We start from the raw sequence: 23,204 nt of genomic DNA, 5'->3' as shown, positions 1-23,204 counted from the left end.
ATGGCGACCACGACGGCAGTAAGCAGTACGACATCGATCACCACGGCGCTGGGCGCGGGATCGGGCGTCGATACCAAGGCGCTGGTCGCATCGCTGGTCGAGGCGCAATATGCCGCCAAGAACAGCCAGTTCACCGCCAAGGCGGATACGCTCACCGCCCAGATTTCCGGCATCGCCAAGCTGAAGAGCGGTATCAGCGGCTTCGACGCTGCACTCAAGTCGCTGGTGAAGGGCGGTACGCTGGCGACGCAGCCGACCAGCTCCAATGCCGGTGTCGTGGCCGTGTCGTCGCTGGCGGGCGGCAAGGTGGCGGGGCTGTCCGCGCAGCTGACCGTCCAGCAACTGGCGGGCGCGCAGGCGGCGACGACCAACGTGCCGGTGTCGGCGACGGCCGGGTTCCGGGCGGGCACGCTGACCGTCAACATCGGCAGCTATGCGACCGATGCCGGCGGCAACACGACGCTGTCGCCGAACAAGTCGGTCGCGATCGACGTCGCCGATGGTGCGACGCTGGCCCAGATCGCGGCGCAGATCACTGCGCAGACGGGCCTGAAAACCGCCTTGGTCAAGGACGGCGACGGCCAGCGGCTGACGATCAAGGGTGCGACGGGTGCCACGCAGGCGTTCGAGATCGCAGGCAACGACACCGGCGGCGGCGGCCTCAGCCTCTCGTCGCTGTCGGTCGGCGCGAATGCCACCGGTACGACGGTGGGCACCGCCGCGCAGGACGCGGTGATGCTGCTGGACGGGGCGCGGTTCACGCGGTCGAGCAACACGGTCAGCGATCTGGTGTCGGGCGTGAAGCTGGACCTGATGGTCGCATCGACGACGCCGGTGACGCTGGGCACGAGCGCGCCGAGCGCCTCGCTGTCGCAGGCGGCGTCGGATTTCGTGGCGACGTTCAACGAGTTGCTGGGTGTCATCAAGGAAGAGACGAACATCACCAGCGGCGTGCTGAAGTCGGACGGCGCGGCGTCCGGCATGGCGCGGACGTTGGGGCGGTTGACGACGACGGTGCTGGCGACATCGACCACGGGCGGGCCGCAGACGCTGGCGGATATCGGCGTGTCGACCAACCGCGACGGCACGCTGTCGCTGAACACCGCCCGGCTGACCGCGGCGATCGCGAAGGACCCGGCGAGTGTCGAGGCGCTGTTCGCGGACGGCACCGGGGCCAGCAACGGCGGCATATCGGCGGCGTTGTCGGCGGTGGCGACGACGCTGACCAGCAAGACGTCAGGCCTCGACGCGCTGACCACGCGTTACACCAAGCAGCAGACCGACCTGTCGACCGCCAAGAGCAAGATCAGCGATGCGGCGACCGCGATGTCGACGCGGTTGACGCAGCAATATGCGACGATGGATGCCCGCGTCGCCGCCTATAAATCCACCCAGACCTTCCTCACGCAGCAGATTGCGGCGTGGAACAAGAGCGATTCCTGATGGCCTATGCATCCACCCTGCTGCGCGACCCGTGGTCGACCTATCGCGAGATCGATGCCGCCGGCCGGACGGCACAGGCGGCAAGCGGGCCGAAGCTGGTCCAGTTGCTCTACAGCGAACTGGTCGCGGCCCTGCGTGCGGCGGCCCATGCGGCCGAACAGCGCAATTTCCGGGTGAAGAGCGAGAGGGTGACGCGGGCGACCGCCATCCTGTTCGCGCTGGAGTCCGGACTGGACCACGAACGGGGCGGCGAGGTGTCGAAGACGCTGGCGCGGCTGTATGCCGGGGCGCGGCGGACGGTGATCGACGCGTCGGTCGGCGACAGCGCGGCGCCGTTCCGGGAGACGGCCGACACGCTGGCCGAGATCGCGGCGGTCTGGGCCACCGCGATGGCCGCGTGAGGCTTATTGCGAATCGAACTTCACAGAAGTTCGCACCCAAAGCGGGTTTTTCGGGCGTGTTTTCGTCGGGCGATGGGGTGCCGGTTCGTCGACGGTAGCAAAATTCTGGTTTGTAGGACAGCGAGCCATCTTTGGCGGAGTGTTCCGGGCCATCCCCCTCCACCACCGGCCTGCGGCCGGCGGTCCCCCTCCCCGTGCCGGGGAGGAGCGAATGGACTATAGCTGGTGGCCGGTGCGGTCGCGTTTGGTGGCGAGATAGCGCTCGTTGTGGGGATTGGCAGGCAGGCTGTGCGGCACGCGTTCGGCGACCGTCACCCCCGCTGATTCGAGTCCTGCGACCTTGGCGGGGTTGTTGGTGAGCAACCGGATCCGGTCCTGTCCCAGCAATCGCAGCATCCGCGCGGCGACGCCGAAATCGCGGGCATCGATGGCGAAGCCCAGCCGGGTGTTGGCGTCGACGGTGTCGAACCCCTGATCCTGTAGCTGATACGCGCGCAACTTGTTGACAAGGCCGATGCCGCGGCCCTCCTGCCGCAGATAGAGCAGGATGCCCCAGCCGCTATCAGCGATGGCGTGGATGGCAGCGTGCAGTTGCGGGCCGCAATCGCATTTCAGGCTGCCGAGCACGTCGCCGGTCAGGCATTCGCTGTGCAGCCGGACCAGCGGTGGCGTGCCGTCCGGCTGGCCGATGACGAGCGCGACATGCTCGTCGCCGCTGTCGGGCGAGCGGAAGGCGACGATCTCCGCATTCTCCGCACCGGCGACGGGCAGGCGTGCACGGGTGGCGAGCATCAGCCCGCTCGCGCTCTGATGCCGGTCGATCGCATCGGGCGTGATCGTCACCTCCGGATCGATGCCGTCGATGAAATAGGCGGGCAGCAGGCCGGCGATCCGCGCCAGACGGATCGCGGCGAGCGCCGCGAGGGGCTGGGCCACGGCGATACTGCGGAACGGACCCTTTAGCGGGGTCGCGAGGTCGAGTTGCGGATCGGCCAGCGCGGTCGCGGTCGGGAAGTCCAGCCACGGCGTCGGCTCGATCACGACGGGCAGATCGGGGTCGGCGGCGGCGAGCTGGTTGGTCAGCTTCAACGTCGCCGCGCGGCCGCTGGAGATCAGCACCGGGCATTTCCCCGCCGGCGCGAACGTATCGAGCCGCACCGCGTCGGCGGTTTCGACTGCCAGCAACACCAGCCTGTCCTCGCCCGGCGCCTCGATCGCGATCGGCCAGCCGCGGCGCATCGCATCGATCGCGCGCGCGACATCGCGCGCGGCCTTCACCAGTCGAACTCGGTCATGATCGGGATATGGTCGGATGGTTTCAGCCAGCTGCGGCACGGCTCGAACACCTCATGCCGGGTCGCCTGGGCGGCGACGTCGGCGGTCGCCCACATGTGATCGAGCCGGCGACCACGATCGGACAGCGCCCAGTCCTTGGCACGGTAGCTCCACCAGGTGAACAGGCGAGCGGGGGCGGGGTGGAAGTGACGGCCGAGATCGACCCAGTCGTTCGATGCCTGCAGGCCGTTCAGCGCGGCGACCTCTATGGGCGTGTGGCTGACGACGTCGAGCAACTGTTTGTGGCTCCAGACGTCGCTTTCCAGCGGCGCGATGTTGAAATCGCCGGTCAGGATCGTGGGACCGGCCAGCGTTTCGGACCACCGCGTCATCCGGTCGATGAAATCCAGTTTCTGGCCAAACTTCGGATTCACCTCCCGATCGGGCACGTCGCCGCCGGCGGGGACATAGACGTTTTCCAGCCGGACACCGTTGGGCAGGCGGACGCCGACATGACGCGCCTCCTGATTGGCCTGCCAGTCGAACCGGTCGTCCTCGATCAACGGCACGCGCGACACGATGGCGACGCCGTGGTGCATCCGCTGGCCGTGGACGATGATCCGGTCGTACCCCAGCGCCTTGAACGAGGCGCGCGGGAAATCCTGATCGACGACCTTGGTTTCCTGAAGGCACAGCACGTCGGGCCGTACCTCGCGCAGGAATTTTTCCACGATCTCGATGCGGAAGCGCACCGAATTGATGTTCCAGGACACGATCTTCACGGCTTTGCCCGTAGCGGGCGGCGGCGGCCGTCACAAGAACCGGCCGCCAGAACGGGCATAACGAGAAAGGCCCTCACTCCGGGGGCATGGAGCAAGGGCCAACTCAGCGTTCGTCACGCAGGCAGGACATGGTGCTCATCCGAGCAACAGGGGGGAAATCCCGGACGCCCCATATCCGCAAGACCGGTACTAGAAGAACAAACCTTGCGGTCAGATGAATGGTCAGAGACAAACCCCTAATTTCGCAGGCGAACGCGACGAAGCGAAGCGTTGCGTCAGTTGCGCGCCGTGCTGCGACGGGGGTCGTTCCATTTGAAGGCGTTCGCCGCGACCGGCACGCCGAACCGCTGATTCGACAATCGGATCGTGGTGCGGTTGTTCTGGCTGTCGAGTGCGACCCAGCCTTGCAGCATCAGTCCGGCAGGCGCGGCGGCATTGCGGACGAACACCAGCGTGATCGTGCCATATTCCGGATGCTGCGGATCGCGCGCGGCGACCGAGACGATCCGGTCGTCGGCCCCGCCGGGCACCAGTTTCGCAAAGCGCGTGATATCGCGCTTCGGATCGAGCAGCACGCCGAGCGGCGAATTGCGGATCGGCCAGCGCTGCACCTGCCGGACCGAATAATCGATGAACGTCAGCGCGCCACCCTCTGCCACGATCAGCAGGGGGACGCCCTTTTCATACTGGAATCGGATGTTGCCCGGCTGTTTCCATGTCAGCGTGCCGGTGAGCACCTTGCCGGTGCGGTCGGTCTGCGAGAAGGCGGCGGTCATCGTCGTCACGCCCTGCAAATGCCGCTGCACGGCAGCGAGATCGCCCTGTTGCGCAGTCGCGGGGGCGGCGGCGATCATCAGGGCGGCGAGGGGAACGTAACGGAACATGTGAAACTCCTGTGCGGCGGACGATATCGCGCGCCCGCATTGAATGCGCCCTGAACCCCGATGGCGGGATATCGGGTGCGTCACAGCGTGACCGCCGCCTTCAGGCCGACGACGCCGACGTCATTCGCGGTCCTGATGCCGCCGGGCTGGTGAATCCACTGGAGGTTAGGACGTAGCTCCAGCCCCTCCAGCGGCTGGATCGAATAATAGACCTCGGCCGCATACTCAGCCGAATCCTGCACGTCCGGCCGCGTGGGGTCCAGCCGCTGGCCCCGCGCCACGCGGCCGTTCACGTTGGTCCGGGCCAGACCGATACCCAGCACTTCGCCCCGCAAGCGGGGCACCAGTCCGCGATAGAACAGGCCGACCGAGACCTGGTTATCGGTGATGCTGGTCCCCCGGTCGGTCTGCGTCACATTGGCGAACACGCTGAGCCCGGTCTGCGCCTTGCCGTCGCGCGCGCGGCCGGTCAGTTGCTGTTCGACGTTGATATAGACGCCGTAGCGCGATCCGCGTTGCAGCGGCGACAGGCCGGTGATCGCGATCGGCCGGCGGTTCACGTCGAGCAGCACATCGTCGCCATTCGCGGTGCCGATCCAGCCACCTGCCTTGTACGACCCGATCCGGCCCCCCGCCCCCGCACGGACCCATCCGGCTTCCACGGGCACCAGCACGCCGGTGCCGCCATCGACATGCGCGATGAACAGATCGTCGGTCAGGTTGCGGGGATTGATCTGGTACACCGCGCCGGTGACGTAGCGTTCGTCGTCGAGCTTCACGCGCAACCGGGCGCCGAGCTGGCTGACCGGCCAGTTGTACCAATAGTCGTCGGCCAGATTCCCTGGCTGTGCGCCGCAGAAGCTGAGGTTCATGAACTGGCACGAAAAGGCGGCGAAATCCTCGCCCGGATTGGTGAGGCCCAGCTTCACCTCCAGCCGATCGGTCAGCACCTGTTCGTACCATAATTGCGTGACGCGCACCGTCTGGCCGCGGCCATAGACCTCCTGCACCTGTTGCAGAACGCCCAGACCAGCTTCGTCGGTCAGGTTCTTGCCGCGCCGCCAGGTGATCGTGCCCTGAAACGCACCGCCTTTCAGGCCGACGACCTTGTCGAGATCGAGCAGGATGCCGGCATCGAGCTGGCCCGTTTCGCGGAAGAGTTTCCGGTCGCCGCCGGCGAAATTATACGCGCTTTCGGATGCATAGCGCGCGGTCAGGCCGATGCCGCGACGAGCGAGGCGGGTGCGGATATCGAGCCAGTCGCCGATCAGCCCCGGCGGCGGGGGACGACGCGTATCGGCGGTGAGGGCGGAGGGCGTATCCTCCGGCGCGGGAGCGGCTTCGCCGGCACCGGTGCGCGGTTGCGACCGGGTGTCGCCCTGCGAGCTGGTGGGCGATGCCTGTCCTGAAGCGGGTGACGTGTCCTGTGAAGCGGCAGGCGCGGATACGGCCGCGAGCGCGATGCCGGTCAGCCCCGATAACAGCGAAATGATAGATAGTCCCTCCCCGCGCGATAGATATCCCGACAGGCGATCGGGTTCCGCAGGCAGGCGAAATTTGTTTCGGGCCCGTTATGGGTAAGGACGGATCGGGTCAGATCGCGTGGCCCTCCGTATCGCGCAGCACTTCGCGACGGCCGACATGGTCGGGGCGGCCGACGATGCCGTCCTTTTCCATCTTTTCGATCAGGCGGGCGGCCGAATTGTAGCCGATGCGCAACTGGCGTTGCAGCCAGCTGGTCGATGCCTTCTGGCTTTCGCAGACCAGTTGGATCGCGGCGCGATATTGCTGGTCCTCGGCCGAATCCTCGCCGGTCGGGGCGCCTTCCAGCGCGAAGCTTTCCGCCGGTTCCTCGGTGACGGAGGAGATGTAGTCGGGCTGGCCCTGACCACGCCAGTGATCGGCAACGGCGCGGACCTCGTCGTCACTCATGAAGGGACCGTGGACGCGGACGATGCCCTTGCCGCCGGGCATGTAGAGCATGTCGCCCTTGCCCAGCAGCTGTTCGGCGCCCTGTTCGCCGAGAATGGTGCGCGAATCGATCTTGCTGGTGACGTGGAAGCTGATCCGCGTCGGCAGGTTCGCCTTGATGACGCCGGTGATGACGTCGACCGAGGGGCGCTGCGTCGCCATGATGAGGTGGATGCCGGCCGCGCGCGCCTTTTGCGCCAGCCGCTGGATCAGGAATTCCACCTCCTTGCCGGCGGTCATCATCAGGTCGGCCAGTTCGTCGACGATCACCACGATCTGCGGCAGAGGATCGTATTCGAGCTTTTCCTCCTCATAGATCGGCGCGCCGGTTTCCTGATTGTAGCCGGTCTGGACCTTGCGGCCGAGCGGCTGGCCCTTGGCGCGGGCGGCGCGGACCTTGTCGTTGAAGCCGGCCAGGTTGCGGACGCCGACCGAGGACATCTGGCGATAGCGGTCCTCCATCGTCTCGACCGCCCATTTCAGCGCCCGCACCGCCTTGGCCGGATCGGTGACGACGGGCGACAACAGGTGCGGGATATCATCATACATGATGAGTTCGAGCATCTTGGGATCGATCATGATCATGCGGCACTGGTTAGGCGTCAGCCGGTACAGCAGCGACAGGATCATGCAGTTCAGGCCGACCGACTTGCCCGACCCGGTGGTGCCGGCGACCAGCAGGTGCGGCATCGGCGCCAGATCGGTGATGACCGGATCGCCGGCGATGTTCTTGCCGAGGATGATCGGCAATTGCGCGGCCTGATCCTCAAAATGCTGCGAGGCGACCATTTCGTGGAACGACACCGATTCGCGCTTGGCGTTGGGCAGTTCGATGCCGATCACGTTGCGGCCGGGTATCACCGCGACACGGGCCGAGATCGCCGACATATTGCGGGCGATGTCGTCGGCCAGCGCGATGACGCGGCTGGCCTTGATGCCGGGGGCGGGTTCCAGTTCGTACATCGTCACGACCGGGCCGGGCCGCACCTCGATGATCGATCCCTTCACGTGGAAATCGTCGAGCACGTTTTCGAGCAGGCGGGCATTGCGTTCCAGCCCGGCCTTGTCGATCGCGCCGGCGGTCGAGGGCGGGGCGGGGACCAGCAGGTCGAGGCCGGGCAGCACGTAATTGTCGCGCAGGTCCAGTTGTTGCTGGCGCTTCGCCGGGGCGGGAGCGGGCGCGACCTGTCGCTCGGCGATCACCGGTGCCGGGCGGGTATCCGGCTCCGCCACCGCGCGCGGCGTGACCGGGCGGCGCTTCAGGTCGAGCGGTTCCTGATCGAGCGGGTCGATGAAACCGTCGTCTTCGCCGTCGTCGTCGTCATCATCATTGATATACTGGCCGTCGTCGTCGATCGCCCGTACGCGTCGACGGACCCATTTGCGATCACCGAGACTGACGCCCAGGCTGCGGCCCCAGACGATCGCACCCGCGACGCCGGCCACCAGACCGATACCGCGCGCACCCCACATCTCGGCCACAGGGTCGCCGATGAACCCGAGCGCCCAGCGTGCCGCGCCGGCGACCGCGATGCCGATCACGCCGCCCCAGCCGGCGGGCAGCGCCAGCACGGCGGAGGTCGAGATGAAGGCCAGCGCACTGGCCATCAGCGCCACGCCCAGCGCGGTGCCGCCCAGCATCCGCAGCCAGCGCCCCGGCGGCAGATCGCGCCACAGGCGGGATGCGACGATCGGGCCGACCGGCAGCAACAGCGCCACCGCCGGCCCGAAGAGCGACAGCAACAGGTCCGCGATCCACGCGCCCGGCAGTCCGAGCAGGTTCGCCGCGCCCTGGCCCGAGGCGGTGTTGATCGCCGGATCGCCGGGATGATAGCTCGCGAGCGACAAAGCGAGCGCCAGCGTGACGACGAACAGCGTCGCCGCCGCGATCAGCGCCCCGCTCCGTACCGCCCCTGCCTTCACCGTCTCGCGCCACAACGCCGGCTGCGCCTGGCTGGCCATCGCCCTCGTCCTTCGAAAATGTCCTGAATCCGTTGAGCGGAATCATCGGCTTTCGCGTTACTCCCGTCAAGTTGCCGGCACAATTCGGGAACAGGCCGTCCGAAATTCCCGCCGGAATATTTGGCAGGGCGGTGTGGCCGGGGTAGGACGCTTCGCATGGATACTGACGTCATCATCCTCGGCGGCGGACTGGTCGGGGCCACGCTGGCCCTGGCGCTGGACGCGCATGGGCTTTCCTCGACGGTGATCGATCCCGCCGATCCGGCGGTGACGCTGGCGCCAGGCTTCGATGGCCGTGCCTCTGCGGTGGCGAGCGCCAGCGGGCGGATGCTGGCGGCGATCGGCCTCAGCGACCGGATAGCCGGACAAGGGTGCCCGATCGCGCAGATCCGGGTCAGTGACGGGCTGGAGCCGGGGGCGCTCGATTTCGTGCCCGATGCCGATGACGGTGCGCTGGGCGTGATGTACGAGAACAAGCTGATCCGGCGGGCGCTGTTCGATGCGGCGACGGCGGCTGCGCATGTCGATCTGCGGATGAAGACGCGGGCGACGACGGTCGAGCGCGGGCCGCATGGCGTGGTCGCGACACTGGATGACGGATCGACGGTGCGCGCCGGGTTGCTGGTCGTGGCGGAGGGGCGTCATTCGCCGACGCGCAAGGCGGCGGGCATCAATGTCGCGCAATGGAAATACGATCATGCCGCGATCGTCGGCGCGTTCCACCACGAGCGGCCGCACGAGAATGTGGCGTTCGAGATATTCTATCCGGCCGGACCGTTCGCGCTGTTGCCGCTGATCGACGACGAGATCGGGCATCGATCGGCGATCGTCTGGTCGGTCGATGCCGAACACGGGCCGGGGCTGGCCAAATTATCCGATCGCGGTTTCCTGGCCGAGGCGGAGAAGCGGATGGGTGGTTTTCTGGGGCCGCTGTCCGCGCCCAGCCCGCGGGCAAGCTATCCGCTTGGTTTCCACCACGCCGCGCGGGTTACGGCGGAACGGCTGGTGCTGGTCGGCGATGCGGCGCATGGTATTCATCCGATCGCGGGGCAGGGGCTGAACCTGGGGTTCCGCGATGTCGCGGCGCTGGCCGAGGTGCTGGTCGAGGGCAAGCGGCTGGGGCTGGACATGGGCGATGCGCAACTGCTGTCGCGGTACGAGCGGTGGCGTGGACTCGATACGCTGGCGGTATCGGTCGCGACCGATACGCTGACGCGACTGTTCGGCATTCCCGGCCGCACCGCCAGCGCGGTGCGGCGGGCCGGTATCTCGGCGGTCAACGCCATCCCGCCGCTGAAGGCGCGGTTCATGGCCGAGGCGCGCGGCGAAAGCGGCAATCTGCCCAAATTGCTGCAAGGAATGGTCGTCTGACGGCCGGAAATGCAATGGCAATAAGGCGGTTAATCGAACGCTAGGCTTTTTACGGCACGGACGACTTATGACCGACGATCCCCTGCACGGGCGCGACAAGCGCAGCAGTGTCATCATCCGCGCGGCGGTGGTGCTCGACGGCATCGTCGTCGAGCGGCGCGTACGCAACCTTTCGCTGCACGGCGCCTGCGTCGATAACCAGGACGATATCCGCAAAGGGCAGACGGTCTATGTGTCGATGGGGACGCTGGATCATCTGGCGGCGGAAGTGATGTGGACGACGCCGCAACTGGCGGGCCTGCGGTTCCATCTGGCGATCGATCTGGAAGCGGCACGTAAGCCGCGTGGTTCGGGGACGACGGTCAAGGCAGGCTGGATGGTCGACGTCAATCACGCCTATCGCGGGCGGACCTGACGATCGGAGGGGAGTGGGTGTTCGTCGCAGGATGAGCGGGTCAGGCAAGACGTTCGACAGGTCTGGAACGTGATAATGACACAGACCCATTCGTCATTGCGAGCGCAGCGAAGCAACCCAGAGCATCACGGACTACGCTCTGGGTTGCTTCGCTGCGCTCGCAATGACGGGTTAAGCCAAAGTTGTCAGGCTCTAGCTGGATGCCCCGGCGTCAATCGCCGCGCTTCCTCAATCAGCATCACGGGGATGCCGTCGCGGATGGGATAGGCAAGGCCGGCGGCGTCGGAGATCAGTTCGCCGGCGGCTTCGTCATGGCGAAGGGGTGTGCGGGTGGCGGGGCAGACCAGTCGTTCGAGAAGCCAGGCGTCGATCATCGGTTCATCACTTACTGCAACGTCACGCGGTTTTCACCATCGTGGCGGCCGAAGAACTGCATCAACTGGATCGTCAGTTCGGCGCGGGTTTCGATGTCGGGTGCCTCCAGCAGCGCCTGCTTGGCGGCAACGTCGAACGGCGCAATCTGGGCGATGCCGTTAACGAGGCTTTCGTCGTCGAGGCGGCCGACCGCATCCCAATCGACCGCATAGCCGTGCATATCGGCGAAGCGCCGCGACTCCATTTCCAGCGACGAGCGCCGGCCGAGCGACAGCGTGTCGCTGCCGGACGTAGCGACCAGTTCGGCCTCGACCTGCCGGAACGCCGTGGCGACATCGAGTTCACGGATGACGCGGAACAGCGACAGCCCTTCGAGGATCAGATTGTAGCGACCGTCTTCCAGCGCCTCCACCTCCGCGATCTTGCCGACACAGCCCATGTCGTAGAGCGCCGGCCGGTCGGCATCGCCCGCTTCCGGGTTGTCATGCGGCTGGATGCGGGGCTGGATCATGCCGATCCGCCGGTCGCGCGCCATCGCGTCGCCGACCAGCGCCCGATACCGCGGCTCGAAGATGTGCAGCGGCATGTGCATGCCGGGGAACAGCAACGCGCCGGGCAGCGGGAAGATCGAGAGGCGGGTGGTCGTCATCCGAACAGGATCGCGGACAATCGCCGCCGCTGCGTCGATACCCATGGGTCCATCAGGCCGACGACCTCGAACAGCTTCAGCAACTGGGTGCGGGCGGCATCCTCGTTCCAGCCGCGATCCTGCGCGATGATGTGCAGCAGGTTGTCGGCGGCGGCGTCACGGTCGCCGGCCGCCATCTGGGCGTTGGCGAGTTCGAACCGCTTGTCGTGATCGTACGGCTGGGCGGTGACTTCGGCGGCCAGTTGCGAATAATCGTCCACCGCCGGGGCGGAGCGGGCCAGTTCCAGCGCGGCACGGGCGCGGTCGATGCCGGCATCCTTCAGGTCGGCGGGCAGGGCGGCGATCGCGGCGTCCGCCTCGTCATGCAGGCCCGCGGCGACCAGCGCGCGAATGCGGCCCGACAGCACGGCGGGATGGTCGGGCGCCATTTCGGTCAACTGGTCGAAGATCCCCAGCGCACGGGTGGCATCGCCCTCGGCCAGGATTTCCTCGCCCATCGCGATCAGCGGTTCCAGTTCGGCTTCCTGATCGGCGGCGGCGGACTGGATCGGCAATTGCTTCAGCAATTGGTCTAGCATCGTGCGGAGCGCACTTTCGGTACGCGCCGGCGTCAGGTCGGCGACCAGTTGGCCCTGGAACATCGCATAGACGGTCGGGATCGACTTGATCTGGAATTGGCTGGCAATGAACTGGTTCTGGTCGGTATCGACCTTGGCCAGCACCACGCCCTTGTCCGCATAGGCGGCGGCGACCTTTTCCAGCACCGGCGTCAGCGCCTTGCACGGCCCGCACCATTCGGCCCAGAAATCGATGATGACGAGACTGGTCATCGACGGTTCGACGACGTCGCGACGGAACGTGGTCACCGCTTCCTTTTCGGCAGGCGACATTCCCAAGGTGGCCAAGTGATGCTCCCGTTATACTTGCTGGCGCTATGTGGGGCCAGTGTATCCTTAATGGAAGTCCCGCGATTTCGGCAGGACGCGGACATCGCGCGGATGGCCGGGGCGTTGCGGCTCGGCATGGCGGGGATCGCGGCTGCGGCTGTAATGCGGTTTCAGGATGCCATCGACGGGCAGCGGCTGCGGATCGGTGGCGTAATCGCTCGACAGGCGGGCGAGTTCGTGGCTGCGGTCATCGACGCGGGTGGTCATCAGATGTGTGACGCCTTCCTCGCTGCGCTGGATCGTGCCGTGCAGGACCATCAGGCGCGATGCCATGACGGCGCGCCGGTTCGCCTCGAAATCGCGTGCCCACATCAGTGCGTTGGTGATCCCGGTTTCATCCTCGATCGTCACGAAGATCGCATTGCCCTTGCCCGGCCGCTGGCGGACCAGGACGACGCCGGCGACGCTGGCGCGGCGGCCGTCCTTCGTGGCGGTGGCCTCGGCGCTGGACAGCACGCCTTCGGACCGGAACAGCGGGCGCAGGAACGTCATCGGGTGATCCTTCAGCGACAGGCGCGTGGTCTGGTAATCGGCGGCGACCTGTTCCGACAACGGCATCGGTGGCAGCGCGGCATCGGGTTCGACGCCCAGTTCGGGCGCGTCGGCGGCGGCGAACAGCGGGAGCTGCGCCGGCGGCGTGCGGCGGACTTCCCAGCCGGCAGTGCGGCGGTCCTGCCCGAGCGAGCGGCAGGCGTCGGCATCGGCGAGCAACGCCAGCGCGCGGGGCGGGAGTGTGGCGCGGCGGGCGAGGTCTTCGATGGATATGTAGGGGGCGTTGGCGGCGATCTTGGTGGCCCAGTCGGCGCGGAAGCCCTCGACCTGTCGGAAGCCCAGGCGGAGGGCGAGTTCCTCCCCGGCACGGGGAGGGGGACCGCGAAGCGGTGGAGGGGGGCTTCCGCAGACGGTATCGCTTGTGGAGCCCCCCCTCCACCATGCTTCGCACGGTCCCCCTCCCCGTGCCGGGGAGGAGCTTTCTAGTGCATTATCCCACCCCGAATGATTCACATCGACGGGCAGCACCGTGACACCGTGTTCCTCAGCATCGCGCACCAATTGGGCCGGCGCGTAGAAGCCCATCGGTTGCGAGTTCAGGATCGCACAGCCGAACACTGCCGGGTGGAAGCATTTCAACCATGACGAGACATAGACCAGCCGCGCGAAGGACAGTGCGTGGCTTTCGGGGAAGCCGTACGAACCGAACCCCTCGATCTGTTTGTAGCAGCGTTCGGCGAAATCCTGTGGATAGCCACGGCGGACCATGCCGCCGACCAGCCGCGCCTGAAAATCCTCCATGCCGCCGACGTTGCGGAACGTCGCCATCGCGCGGCGTAACTGGTTGGCTTCCTCCGGCGAAAAACCGGCCGCGACGATCGCCAGCTTCATCGCCTGTTCCTGAAACAGCGGCACGCCATAGGTGAAGCGGAGCAGTTGTTGCAGTTCGTCCGGCTGGCCGTGGCGGGGATCGGGGGCGGGGAAATCGACGACTTCCTTGCCGGCCCGGCGGCGCAGATAAGGGTGGACCATGTCCCCCTCGATCGGCCCCGGCCGCACGATCGCGACCTGTACGACGAGGTCGTAGAGCTTGCGCGGTTTCAGGCGTGGCAGCATGTTGATCTGGGCGCGGCTCTCGACCTGGAACACGCCGATGCTGTCGCCCTTGCAAAGCATGTCGTACACGCGGTCGTCCTCATCGACCGCGACATTGTCGAGCGCCGGGCGGCCGAGGCCGTTCGCCTCCATCAGGTCGAACGCCTTGCGGATGCAGGTCAGCATGCCGAGCGCGAGGATATCGACCTTCATCAGGCCGAGGACGTCGATATCGTCCTTGTCCCATTCGATGAAGGTGCGGTCGGCCATCGCGCCGTTGTGGATCGGCACCATCTCGTCCAGCCGCCCCTCGGTCAGGACGAAGCCGCCGACATGCTGCGACAGATGGCGGGGAAATTTCAGCAGCCGGTTCACCAGACCGTGCAGCCGCGCCATCTCCGGATTGGCGAGCGCATAGCCGGTTTCGTGGAACCGTTCCTCGCCGAACCGGTCGGAGAAGCTGCCCCAGACGGTGCTGGTCAGCCGCTGCGTCACATCCTCGCTGAGGCCCAGGGCGCGGCCGATCTCACGCACGGTGCTGCGCGGGCGATAATGGATCACGGTGGCGGCGATCGCGGCGCGGTCGCGACCGTAGCGGCGATAGATGTACTGCATCACCTCCTCACGCCGTTCATGTTCGAAATCGACGTCGATATCGGGTGGCTCGTCACGCTCGTTGGACACGAAGCGCGAGAACAGGAGGTCGTATTTCATCGGATCGACCGAGGTGATGCCGAGCAGGTAGCAGACGACCGAATTGGCCGCCGAGCCGCGCCCCTGACACAGGATCGGCGGATCGCAGTGACGGGCGAAGCAGACCACGTCGTGGACGGTCAGGAAATAATAGGCGTATTTTCGGTGATCGATCAGGAAGAACTCCTCGTTGAGGAGACGCATCACCTTGTCCGGCACGCGGTCGCCGTAGCGATCCAGCGCGGCCTGCCACACGAGATGTTCCAGCCAGTCCTGCGGCGCCCACCCCGCCGGCACCGGCTCATGCGGATATTCGTATTTCAGCTGGTCGAGCGAGAAACCGATGCGGGCGAGCAGGCGGGTGCTTTCCGCCACCGCGCCCGGCTGGTCGCGGAACAGGCGCTGCATCTCCGCCTCGTCCTTCAGATGGCGTTCGCCATTGGCGGCGAGGCGGCGGCCGGCGCGCTGGACGGTCAGCCCCTCGCGGATGCACGTGACGATATCGTGCAGATCGCGATCGTCGGGATAGGCATAGAGCGCGTCGCAGGTGGCGAGCAGCGGTACGTCCGCCGCCGCCGCCACGCGCGCCAGCCGCGCCAGCCGCCGCCGGTCGCGACCGCCGCGCGGCATCGTCACGCCGAGCCAGACGGCAGTGGGGTCGAGCCGCTTCAGGGCGGCGAGCGTCGAGGCGAGGCCGGGATCGGCGCGGGGCGGGGGCAGGTCGGCATCCGGCACCGGTGTGGCGCCACGATCGGTCGATTCGGGCAGTACGATCAGCAACAGGTCCTGGTGGAGCGCGATCAGGTCGCCGAGGCCGAGGATACAGCCGCCCTTCAACGCACGGCGGTTGCCGACGGTTAGCAGGCGCGTCAGGCGGCCCCAGCCCGTTCTGGTCGCGGGATAAGCGACGATGTCCGGCGTCCCGTCCGCGAACACCAGCCGCGCACCGACCGCCAGCTTGAAATCGACCGCCGGCAATCCCGCGCCGAGCAGGCCCACATTGGCGCGTTGCAGGGCGGCATAGGCGCGCACGACGCCCGATACGGTGTTGCGATCGGCGATGCCGATGCCGGCATGGCCAAGTTCGACCGCGCGGCCGACCATGTCGTCCGGCTGGCTGGCGCCGTCGAGGAACGAGAAGGCGGTGGCCGCGACGAGTTCGGTGAAGCCGGTCACGTCATGCGAACAGCCCGTGGACGTACCAGCGCGGGCTCTCGGTTTCGACGTAAAGACCGTGGCGGAAGATCCAGAAGCGGCGGCCGCGCTGATCCTCGACCCGGAAATAATCGCGGGTCGGGATCGCGGCGTCGTGCCGGCGCCACCATTCGCCAGCGATCCGCTCCGGCCCCTCGGCGCGGGCGACATCGTGAACGGTGCGACGCCAGCGGAAGCGGGCGGGGGGACCGTCGGGCGTTTCGGCGGCGATCGAATCGATCGGCTGCGGCGGATCGAACAGATAGATCGGGCGGAGCGGCGGCTCGCCCGGCTCGGTCGCGGGCCATTCGCCGGTGGCAGGCGGCGCGGCGGCGGGCAGCATCAGTTCGGCCTGTTCGGGGATATGGCTGTCGCGGCTGGCGAAACGGCGCACCCGGCCCCGGCCGAGCCGGGTGGAGAGGCGATCGACCAGCGCGGCGACCTCGCCCGCCTGAGTACCTTCGCCGCTCTCGCCGCCCTCCAGCCGCAGCTGGCTGGTGTCGAGCCGTTCGGCCAGCACCACCGCCAGCCGGATCAGGTCGTATCCGAAACCGGGATCGAGTGGATCGGCGAGGCCGTCGATCCGCTCCGCGAACAGCCGCATCAGCACGGCCGGATCGCGGGTCGGGCGGCCGGTCTCGATCCGCAACTGCTGGATCTGACCATCGGTGCGGAACAGCTTCGCCTCCCAGCGGCGCCCGCCCTCGCCACGTTTTTCGAGCAGGGTTGCGGCGTCGGCGACCAGATCGGCGATCACCTGCAACGCGAAATCGGTGCGGCCGACGGGTTCGGCGAAGCGGCGTTCGACCACCACCGGCACCGCGACCTTGCGAGCGACGACGGGCGCGCGGGCATCGCCCGACAGGCGGCGGACCGCCATCGCCGCTTCTTCCCCGAACCGCGCGGCGATGGTGGCGAGCGGACGGGCCATCACGTCGCCCACCGTCTTCAGTCCCGCCCGCGTCAGGGCGATGCCATCATCTGCGTCCAGCCCCAACGCCGCTACCGGCAATCGCCGCACGGCGCGCTGTTCATCGGGGGCAGGCGCGCCGGCAAAGCGGGCGAGCGCGTGCGCGACCTCGGCCGTGTCGCCGAACGCATGGCGGGCCAGCACGCCGCGGCGTGCCAGCCGTCCCTCGACATCCGCAGCCAGCGGTCGTTCCCCCTCGAACGCATGCGTGCAACCGGCGATGTCGAGCAGCAGCGCATCGGGCGGGCGCAGCACCACGGTCGGCGTATAGCGCGCGCAGCCGTCCGCCAGCCGTTCCAGCCAGTCGAGATCGGCATGGGGATCGCCCTCGAACACCTCAAGCTCGGGCACCTGCGCGCGGGCGTCGGCCAGCGTCAGGCCGGGCTTCAGCCCCGCCTGCAACGCCGACCGGTCGAGCGCGACCAGCCGTACCGCGTTGCCCACCGTCTCGACGAAGGCGAGCGGGCTTTCACCCCGACCGACGAACAGATGCGGGCGCGTCGCGCGCAGCCGCTCCACCGGCAACCAGGGGAAGACCAGCGCCAGCCAGCGCCGTTTGGGCGACGGGCTGGATCGGGCAGGGATCGAAGGATCGGGTTTCACGGTTCCACTCCACACGGCAACGCGCCCCGGCGGGGCCGCCGCGTCTGCGCAAGGATTCGACGTCGAAGGCGGGCAGGCCGGGTGCCTCCGCCTCCAGCGGGACGGACGGCATCGCCGCCACGCCCCAGCGGGTGGCGGCGGCGCTGGGCACCGGGGCGGCATCGATACGGACGCTCAGCACCGTCACGCCCGATGCCTCGGCCGCCAGCATCAGCCGGCGGGTAGCGGTGAGGTCCAGCCCCGGCGCGCGGCCACGGCTTTCGACCAGCAGCATGCCGAGACCGGTGCACCGCGCGGCATCCGCCGCGACGCGCAGCAACGCCGCCTCGTCCGCCGCCACAACCAGAACGATCGAATCGGGCGGCAGGCCGAGTTCGGCGAGGCCGCTGGCATGAAGCCGGCCCGCCTGCCGCTCGTCCTTTTCGGTCCGCACCCACAGGACGGGCAGCGCGCCACCGGCCAGCGCCAGCGCCACCGCAAAGCCGATCGCGGCGGTGCCGTCGGCCGCCTCCGCCGCATAGATTTCATGCAGTTGTGCGCGTTGCAGCCCGGCCGTCAGCCAGGCATCGTCGGCGCGCGCATCCGTCTGCGTCGTACCGCCGCCGGCCACCTCCCGACGCAACCGGGCGAGCAGCATCCGGGACGTATCAGGGGCCGGCACCGGCGGTTCGGCGGGGGAAAAGGCGGACGACTCGCTCACTGTCGTTCTTGTAATGTTCTCATATCGAATTAGCCAATCCTGAATTTTCCTTCGTTTGCCGCTTGCAGCCCTGAAAACCCGCTGCTAATGGCCCGCCTCACCCAGCCGGTTCCGACCGGCTACGGCGCCAGAGCGGGCGTAGCTCAGGGGTAGAGCACAACCTTGCCAAGGTTGGGGTCGAGGGTTCGAATCCCTTCGCCCGCTCCAGAATTCATTGCCGGGTCAATGAGTTCTGCCATTGCAGCCGAGATTGTGGTGACAACCGACATAGCTGATGAAAATCGTTCGCCGATGTCTCATGTCGACGAACGCGCGGATCAGTCCACCTGTCGTTCCAATGCGTTCATCGCGGCGTGGACGCGCGCCTCGGCTTCCTCGCGGGGCAGGCCGGGGGGGACGACCTCGCCGAAACGCAGCGTGACGATGCCGGGGCGTTTCAGGCCGCGGCGGGGCCATAGCTTGCCGATATCGGTGGCGATCGGGACTGTCGGCATGCTCAGGATGCGATAGAGGCCGGCGAAACCGGGTTTCAGCGGCGGTTGATCGCCGGGGAAGACACGGGTGCCTTCGGGGAAGATCAAGACGGAGCGGCCCTCCGCCTTGGCGGCCTTCGCCTCGCGCATCATGTTGCGCATGGCCCGCGCCGATGCCTCGCGGTCGACGACGATCGCGCCATATTGCCGCGCCGCGAAGCCCCAGACGGGGATGCGGGCCAGTTCTTCCTTCAGGACGATCGCGGGGGCGCCGAGGCGGCCCTGAAGTTCCAGCGTCTCCCACATCGACTGGTGCTTGGATGCATAGAGGACGGGGGTGACGGGCTGCGTTCCCTCCACCCGGATGCGGATGCCGAGCAGCCAGCGCACCGTCCAGCCGTGGAAGCGCGTCCAGAAGGTGGCATGGCGCATCATCGCTCGCCGGCTGACCATCGCCGACAGCGGCGCGGTGCACACGATGAAGACGGAGCCGGTGTAGAAGATCAGCATGAACAACAGGTTGCGGATCAATATCATGGCGTGCCGATCCCGACCCATAATGCCACGCGTCGCAGCAGCAGCTTGTTATATTCGTTGACCAGCGTCCCCAGCCGGGGCTGGCTGGGCACGCCATCGCCCAGCACCACGACATGCGGCCCGATCGCAGCGCCCAGTTCCATACGCGCACGCGGCAGGTGCCAGTCGGAGGTGACGAGCCGGATGCTGCGATAACGATGCGATTGCACCCAGCGCACGGTTTCCTCGGCATTGGAGCGGGTATCGACCGCATCGGCGCCCAGATCGACGCAACAGGTGAACAGCGATTGCCGCACCTTGTACGTCCGCGCCAGATCGGCGGGGCGGACGCCGGGGCCGACGCCGGTGACCAGCATCCGCTTCGCCTGATGCGTGCGCAGCATCTCCAGCCCGCGATCGATCCGGCCGGGTCCGCCGGTCGGCACGACGATGGCGTCGGTCGTGCTGCCCTCCAGCGGTGGCGGGAGCATCATCATGAAGGCGACGAAACCCAGGCACCAGCCGATGACCGCCAGCGAGAACAGCCGCACGATCATGGCATCCTCCCCAGCGCGCGGGTGATGGTGACGCGGGCGGCCAGGATCGCCAGCAGTACGAAGGCGAGCGGCAGGCACGCCAGCATCGCCCAATCGACCGGGCGCAGCATCGCGCCGCCCGCCAGTTCCGATCCGATCGCGGCCATCTGCGTGCCGACCAGCGCCGTGATGCCCAGCGCCAGCGCCGCGCCGACGATGCCGCCCAGCAACGCATCCAGCGCGATCCGCCGCTGGAACAGCCACGCCAACTGGCGATTGGTGGAGCCGAGCATGTGCATGACCTCGATCGTCACCCGGTGCGTCTCCAGCCCGCCGCGTGCTGCCAGAATCACGATGGCGGCGGTGGCGGTGGCGAGCATCGCGACCAGCGCCAGGGCGACCAAAGTCAGCGTGCGCATCAGGCCGCCGACCGGCGACATCCAGCGTTCGTGGCGATCGATCCGCGTCATCGGGCTGGTGCTACGGACGCGGGCGGTGAGCTTTGCCACCGTCGCATCGCTGGCGTCGGCGATGTCGACGTCGATCAGGGCCGGCACCGGCAGGGCCGCCGAGCCGGCATCGCTGCCCAGCCATGGCTGCAACAGCCGGGCGAGTTCCGCTTGCGACACCGGCGTCGCGCGGACCACACCGGGGGTGGCGCGCAACGTCGTCAGGACCCGTGCCGCCGCGGCGTCGCGCCGCACCGGCTCGCCCTCGATCACCTGCACCGTCAGCCGTCCCGCCAGTTGCCGGTCGAGCAGGCGCGCGGTGCCCGCCGTGGCGAGGCCGAGGGCGGCGGCGAGGACGGTAAGGAACGTCATGATTGCCATGACGCCGGTCATCGCACGGGGGCCGCGTCCTTCGTCCAGCACGCGGGCGGTGCCGAGCGGGCCGCTCATGCCGGCACCTGTGGCGGATTGCGCAGGACGCCGGTGGGATCGAGCAGACGCCCCCCGTCCAACTGCATCATCTGCGCATGGGGTACGCGGGTCAGCAGGTGCAGGTCGTGCGTGGCGACGACCACCGTCGTGCCGAGATTGCCGAGCGAGCCGAACAGATGCATCAGCCGGTCGGCCATATCGGGATCGACGTTGCCGGTCGGTTCGTCCGCGACCAGGATGTCGGGCCGGCTGACGACGGCGCGGGCGATCGCCACCCGTTGCTGCTCGCCACCGGACAGCGTGGCGGGGCGGGCGTGGGCGCGATCGGCCAGACCGACCCAGGCCAGCATCTCGGCCACCGACTGGTCGATGTCCGCGGTCGGCAGGCCGGCGATACGCAGCGGCAGGGCGACGTTGTCGGCCGCCGACAGATGCGGCACCAGCCGGAAATCCTGAAAGACGACGCCGATCCGCCGCCGGAAACCGGGCAGGCGGGTGCGCGGCATCACCACCGCATCTTCGCCGAACAATCGGATGATGCCGCGGCTGGGCCGCTGCGCCAGATAGAGCAGGCGGAGCAGCGACGTCTTGCCGGCGCCGCTGGGGCCGGTGAGGAAATAGAAGGTGCCGCGCTGCAACGAAAAGCTGATGTCGGACAGGATTTCGGGTGACGCGTAGGATGACGGCGCTTGCGGCTCCGTGCCGTAGCGCAGGCCGACATTCTCGAACTGCACGATCGTTGTCGAAATCGGCGTCGTGGAAATCGGCGTCGTCATGGAGCGATGGCCTTTGCACGGCGTGCGTCCCGCTTCAAGCTTGCCACGCGCCGCCGCAGCGTGGCAGACAAAGCGAACGAGGCCATGACGGCCGCCGGGGAAGCGTGCACCCTCCAATGATCCTCGAATGCCCCGAATGCCGAACCCGCTATCTGGTCCCCGACAGTGCGATCGGGGCCGAAGGCCGTACCGTGCGCTGCGCCAATTGCCGGCATAGCTGGTTTCAGGAACCGGCGGTGCTCGATCTGGCGAACACCGCGCCGCCGATGCCGGTTCCGCCACCGCCGCCGCCACCTGTGCCGCCGCCCGTGCCGCCGGTGGCCTCGCCACCACCGGAGTGGATCGAGCCGCAGGACGACCGCGTCAGAGAACCGGTGGCCGATGACGGGCATGACGATGGCTCGCCCGAACCCGCGCCGCCGATCCCCACACCGCCGATCCCCACACCGCCGATTCCTGTGCCGACGCCGATGCCCGCCTTTGCCGCGCCCGATCCTTATCCGCCGACGATCGTCCCGTCGGCCGACGATGCGGACATGGAGCCGATGCAGCCACGCGTCCGGCGGCCGCGACGCAATCCGGCGCGCCGCTGGACGATCATGGCGGTGATCGCCGGGCTGCTGATGCTGGCAGCGGCGGCGGCCATCCTGTGGTCGGGCGCGCCGGGGCTGGCGTCGCAGCTCGGCCTGTCGCTCGGACCGGCGGAAACGCCGCTGCGGTTGCGCGACAATCCGATCGAACGACGGGAACTGGAAAACGGATCGGAGCTGTTCGCGGTCAGCGGGCAGGTGACCAACCCGTCCTCGACCCGTCAGCGGGTGCCCGACATTCATGCCGAACTGCGCGATGCGAAGGGCAGCGTGGTGTATAGCTGGACGATCACGCCCGAACGGCGGACGCTGGCACCGGGGGCGGCGATCGATTTCAATTCCGCCAAGCTGGACGTGCCGGCGACGTCGAAGCGACTGGAACTGAGCTTCGCGGGCGAGCAATAGGCCCGCCGGTTCGGCAATGTTGGCGTAAAGCCATTGCGGGTACGAAAACCCTCTGCTAGGGGCGCTCGCCTACCGGCTGTCGGGTGTCCCCCGTGGCTTATGACATGGGCGGCCATGGCGGAATTGGTAGACGCGCAACGTTGAGGTCGTTGTGGGCGAAAGCCCGTGGAAGTTCGAGTCTTCTTGGCCGCACCATCATCACCTGTAAAGCTCGGCGAGATCACTGACGGTGCGTCGATATGCCCGGATTAACCTGGGCTACCTGTCTGCTTAAAAAATGCCAGATCGGCCCGAGGGGCGTCGTCGTTGCTATAACGATCGATGACGCTTCATTCGGCATGTCGTCAGCGAACCGAGCCGGAAGGTTTGGTATCGACCGGCAATTGCCGGTCCAGGAATGTGCCTGGCTGCGTGTTTGTCGGAAGCTCCGCAGTAGGAGATTTAGACATGCAATGGTTTACGGAAACGGCACCAGTTCGACAGAAGTTGATGATCGCCTTCACGGGCATGACCCTGCTGGTCGCGCTGGGCGTACTGGTGACGTTGGGCGCGGCGGTGGCGGGATATCCGCTCGTGGGGCTGGCCGGGGGCGTGATCGTCACGATCGTCGCCGGGCTGGCGGGGACATGGACGCGCCATGCGGTCGCCGATCCCTATGTCGCGACCGTCGCCCGGATGGAGGGATTGGCCGCGGGTGATTTCGACACGCCGATCGCCTTCACCGATTACAAGGACTGCGTCGGTCGGATGACCAAGGCGATGTTCACGTTCCGCGAGACGGCGATCACCACGCAGAAACAGTCCG

The 23,204-nt window shown here is 67.5% G+C and carries 21 protein-coding genes, 2 tRNA genes and 1 pseudogene; 9 read left to right on the top strand and 15 right to left on the bottom strand.

What is annotated here, in order from left to right:
• Positions 1-1,443 carry a flagellar filament capping protein FliD gene (gene fliD, locus JAO74_RS17520; RefSeq protein WP_199041262.1) on the top strand — a complete coding sequence of 481 codons (1,443 nt, stop codon included), beginning with the start codon at positions 1-3 and terminating at the stop codon, positions 1,441-1,443.
• Entirely contained in the window at positions 1,443-1,844 is a 402-nt protein-coding gene (locus JAO74_RS17515) for a flagellar export chaperone FliS (RefSeq protein WP_199041259.1), read from the top strand. The genes fliD and JAO74_RS17515 overlap by 1 nt, the downstream gene beginning before the upstream one ends.
• 216 nt (positions 1,845-2,060) lie before the next feature.
• On the opposite strand, the gene ribA is transcribed toward JAO74_RS17515, so the two are convergent.
• From ribA to JAO74_RS17495, 4 genes are all read right to left on the bottom strand, one after another.
• Positions 2,061-3,083 carry a GTP cyclohydrolase II gene (ribA, locus tag JAO74_RS17510; protein WP_199041315.1) on the bottom strand — a complete coding sequence of 341 codons (1,023 nt, stop codon included), beginning with the start codon at positions 3,081-3,083 and terminating at the stop codon, positions 2,061-2,063.
• A gap of 35 nt (positions 3,084-3,118) precedes the next feature.
• Positions 3,119-3,901, bottom strand: a complete 783-nt coding sequence (locus JAO74_RS17505) for an exodeoxyribonuclease III (RefSeq protein ID WP_199041256.1) — start codon at positions 3,899-3,901, stop codon at positions 3,119-3,121.
• 275 nt (positions 3,902-4,176) lie between these two features.
• Positions 4,177-4,785 (bottom strand): LolA family protein, encoded by a 609-nt coding sequence (locus JAO74_RS17500; protein ID WP_199041253.1) that lies wholly within the window; start codon positions 4,783-4,785, stop codon positions 4,177-4,179.
• An 80-nt stretch (positions 4,786-4,865) separates the two neighbouring features.
• Positions 4,866-5,882 (bottom strand): carbohydrate porin, encoded by a 1,017-nt coding sequence (locus tag JAO74_RS17495; protein WP_233151165.1) that lies wholly within the window; start codon positions 5,880-5,882, stop codon positions 4,866-4,868.
• Here JAO74_RS17495 and JAO74_RS18925 point away from each other — a divergent pair.
• The gene (locus JAO74_RS18925) at positions 5,799-6,194 is read left to right on the top strand and encodes a hypothetical protein (protein WP_233151164.1); all 396 of its coding nucleotides are present in this window, start codon (positions 5,799-5,801) and stop codon (positions 6,192-6,194) included. The two genes, JAO74_RS17495 and JAO74_RS18925, sit on opposite strands and share 84 nt — an antisense overlap.
• Before the next feature lie 184 nt (positions 6,195-6,378).
• Here JAO74_RS18925 and JAO74_RS17490 read toward each other — a convergent pair whose 3' ends face one another.
• The gene (locus tag JAO74_RS17490; RefSeq protein ID WP_199041250.1) at positions 6,379-8,718 is read right to left on the bottom strand and encodes a DNA translocase FtsK; all 2,340 of its coding nucleotides are present in this window, start codon (positions 8,716-8,718) and stop codon (positions 6,379-6,381) included.
• A 156-nt stretch (positions 8,719-8,874) separates the two neighbouring features.
• On the opposite strand from JAO74_RS17490, the gene JAO74_RS17485 reads away from it, so the two are divergent.
• Together JAO74_RS17485 and JAO74_RS17480 are read left to right on the top strand one after the other, a co-directional pair.
• A complete protein-coding gene (locus JAO74_RS17485; RefSeq protein ID WP_199041236.1) occupies positions 8,875-10,089 on the top strand; it encodes a UbiH/UbiF/VisC/COQ6 family ubiquinone biosynthesis hydroxylase in 1,215 nt (404 codons plus the stop codon).
• Positions 10,090-10,156: 67 nt separating this feature from the next.
• On the top strand, positions 10,157-10,504 hold the full coding sequence (locus JAO74_RS17480) for a PilZ domain-containing protein (RefSeq protein ID WP_199041234.1): 348 nt from the start codon (positions 10,157-10,159) through the stop codon (positions 10,502-10,504).
• 185 nt (positions 10,505-10,689) lie between these two features.
• Here the strand turns inward: JAO74_RS17480 and JAO74_RS17475 are convergent, their stop codons facing one another.
• The 6 genes from JAO74_RS17475 to JAO74_RS17450 all read right to left on the bottom strand — a co-directional run bounded on the left by JAO74_RS17475 (position 10,690) and on the right by JAO74_RS17450 (position 18,222).
• Positions 10,690-10,878 (bottom strand): Trm112 family protein, encoded by a 189-nt coding sequence (locus JAO74_RS17475; RefSeq protein WP_199041232.1) that lies wholly within the window; start codon positions 10,876-10,878, stop codon positions 10,690-10,692.
• 11 nt (positions 10,879-10,889) lie between these two features.
• Complete coding sequence (locus JAO74_RS17470; RefSeq protein ID WP_199041230.1) at positions 10,890-11,528, bottom strand: LON peptidase substrate-binding domain-containing protein; 639 nt, start codon at positions 11,526-11,528, stop codon at positions 10,890-10,892.
• Positions 11,525-12,418, bottom strand: coding sequence for a tetratricopeptide repeat protein (locus tag JAO74_RS17465; protein WP_199041309.1), 894 nt, complete (start codon positions 12,416-12,418; stop codon positions 11,525-11,527). Before JAO74_RS17465 ends, JAO74_RS17470 begins: the two co-directional genes overlap by 4 nt.
• Positions 12,419-12,481: 63 nt before the next feature.
• Positions 12,482-15,931, bottom strand: coding sequence for an error-prone DNA polymerase (locus JAO74_RS17460; protein WP_199041218.1), 3,450 nt, complete (start codon positions 15,929-15,931; stop codon positions 12,482-12,484).
• A 1-nt stretch (position 15,932) separates the two neighbouring features.
• On the bottom strand, positions 15,933-17,438 hold the full coding sequence (locus JAO74_RS17455; RefSeq protein WP_332908847.1) for a Y-family DNA polymerase: 1,506 nt from the start codon (positions 17,436-17,438) through the stop codon (positions 15,933-15,935).
• Positions 17,389-18,222, bottom strand: coding sequence for an ImuA family protein (locus tag JAO74_RS17450; protein WP_332908846.1), 834 nt, complete (start codon positions 18,220-18,222; stop codon positions 17,389-17,391). Before JAO74_RS17450 ends, JAO74_RS17455 begins: the two co-directional genes overlap by 50 nt.
• A 132-nt stretch (positions 18,223-18,354) precedes the next feature.
• On the opposite strand from JAO74_RS17450, the gene JAO74_RS17445 reads away from it, so the two are divergent.
• Positions 18,355-18,429, top strand: a tRNA-Gly gene (locus tag JAO74_RS17445).
• 110 nt (positions 18,430-18,539) lie between these two features.
• Here JAO74_RS17445 and JAO74_RS17440 read toward each other — a convergent pair.
• From JAO74_RS17440 to ftsE, 4 genes are read right to left on the bottom strand one after another with little or no spacing between them, the layout of a single operon-like run.
• Complete coding sequence (locus tag JAO74_RS17440) at positions 18,540-19,232, bottom strand: lysophospholipid acyltransferase family protein (protein WP_199041215.1); 693 nt, start codon at positions 19,230-19,232, stop codon at positions 18,540-18,542.
• Complete coding sequence (locus tag JAO74_RS17435; protein WP_056527193.1) at positions 19,229-19,768, bottom strand: YdcF family protein; 540 nt, start codon at positions 19,766-19,768, stop codon at positions 19,229-19,231. The genes JAO74_RS17440 and JAO74_RS17435 overlap by 4 nt, the downstream gene beginning before the upstream one ends.
• The gene (locus JAO74_RS17430) at positions 19,765-20,646 is read right to left on the bottom strand and encodes a cell division protein FtsX (protein WP_199041212.1); all 882 of its coding nucleotides are present in this window, start codon (positions 20,644-20,646) and stop codon (positions 19,765-19,767) included. Before JAO74_RS17430 ends, JAO74_RS17435 begins: the two co-directional genes overlap by 4 nt.
• Positions 20,643-21,404, bottom strand: coding sequence for a cell division ATP-binding protein FtsE (gene ftsE / locus JAO74_RS17425; RefSeq protein ID WP_199041209.1), 762 nt, complete (start codon positions 21,402-21,404; stop codon positions 20,643-20,645). Before ftsE ends, JAO74_RS17430 begins: the two co-directional genes overlap by 4 nt.
• A 116-nt stretch (positions 21,405-21,520) precedes the next feature.
• On the opposite strand from ftsE, the gene JAO74_RS17420 reads away from it, so the two are divergent.
• From JAO74_RS17420 to JAO74_RS17410, 3 genes and pseudogenes are all read left to right on the top strand, one after another.
• Entirely contained in the window at positions 21,521-22,399 is an 879-nt protein-coding gene (locus tag JAO74_RS17420) for a zinc-ribbon domain-containing protein (protein WP_199041206.1), read from the top strand.
• Between the two features lie 108 nt (positions 22,400-22,507).
• Positions 22,508-22,594: transfer RNA gene (locus JAO74_RS17415), tRNA-Leu, on the top strand.
• 294 nt (positions 22,595-22,888) lie between these two features.
• Positions 22,889-23,204 (top strand): annotated as a pseudogene (locus JAO74_RS17410) (methyl-accepting chemotaxis protein); the annotation flags it as partial.

Source organism: Sphingomonas mollis (assembly GCF_016427505.1).
Taxonomy (GTDB): Bacteria; Pseudomonadota; Alphaproteobacteria; order Sphingomonadales; family Sphingomonadaceae; genus Sphingomonas; species Sphingomonas mollis.
This window is presented reverse-complemented; position numbering and strand designations above follow the sequence as displayed.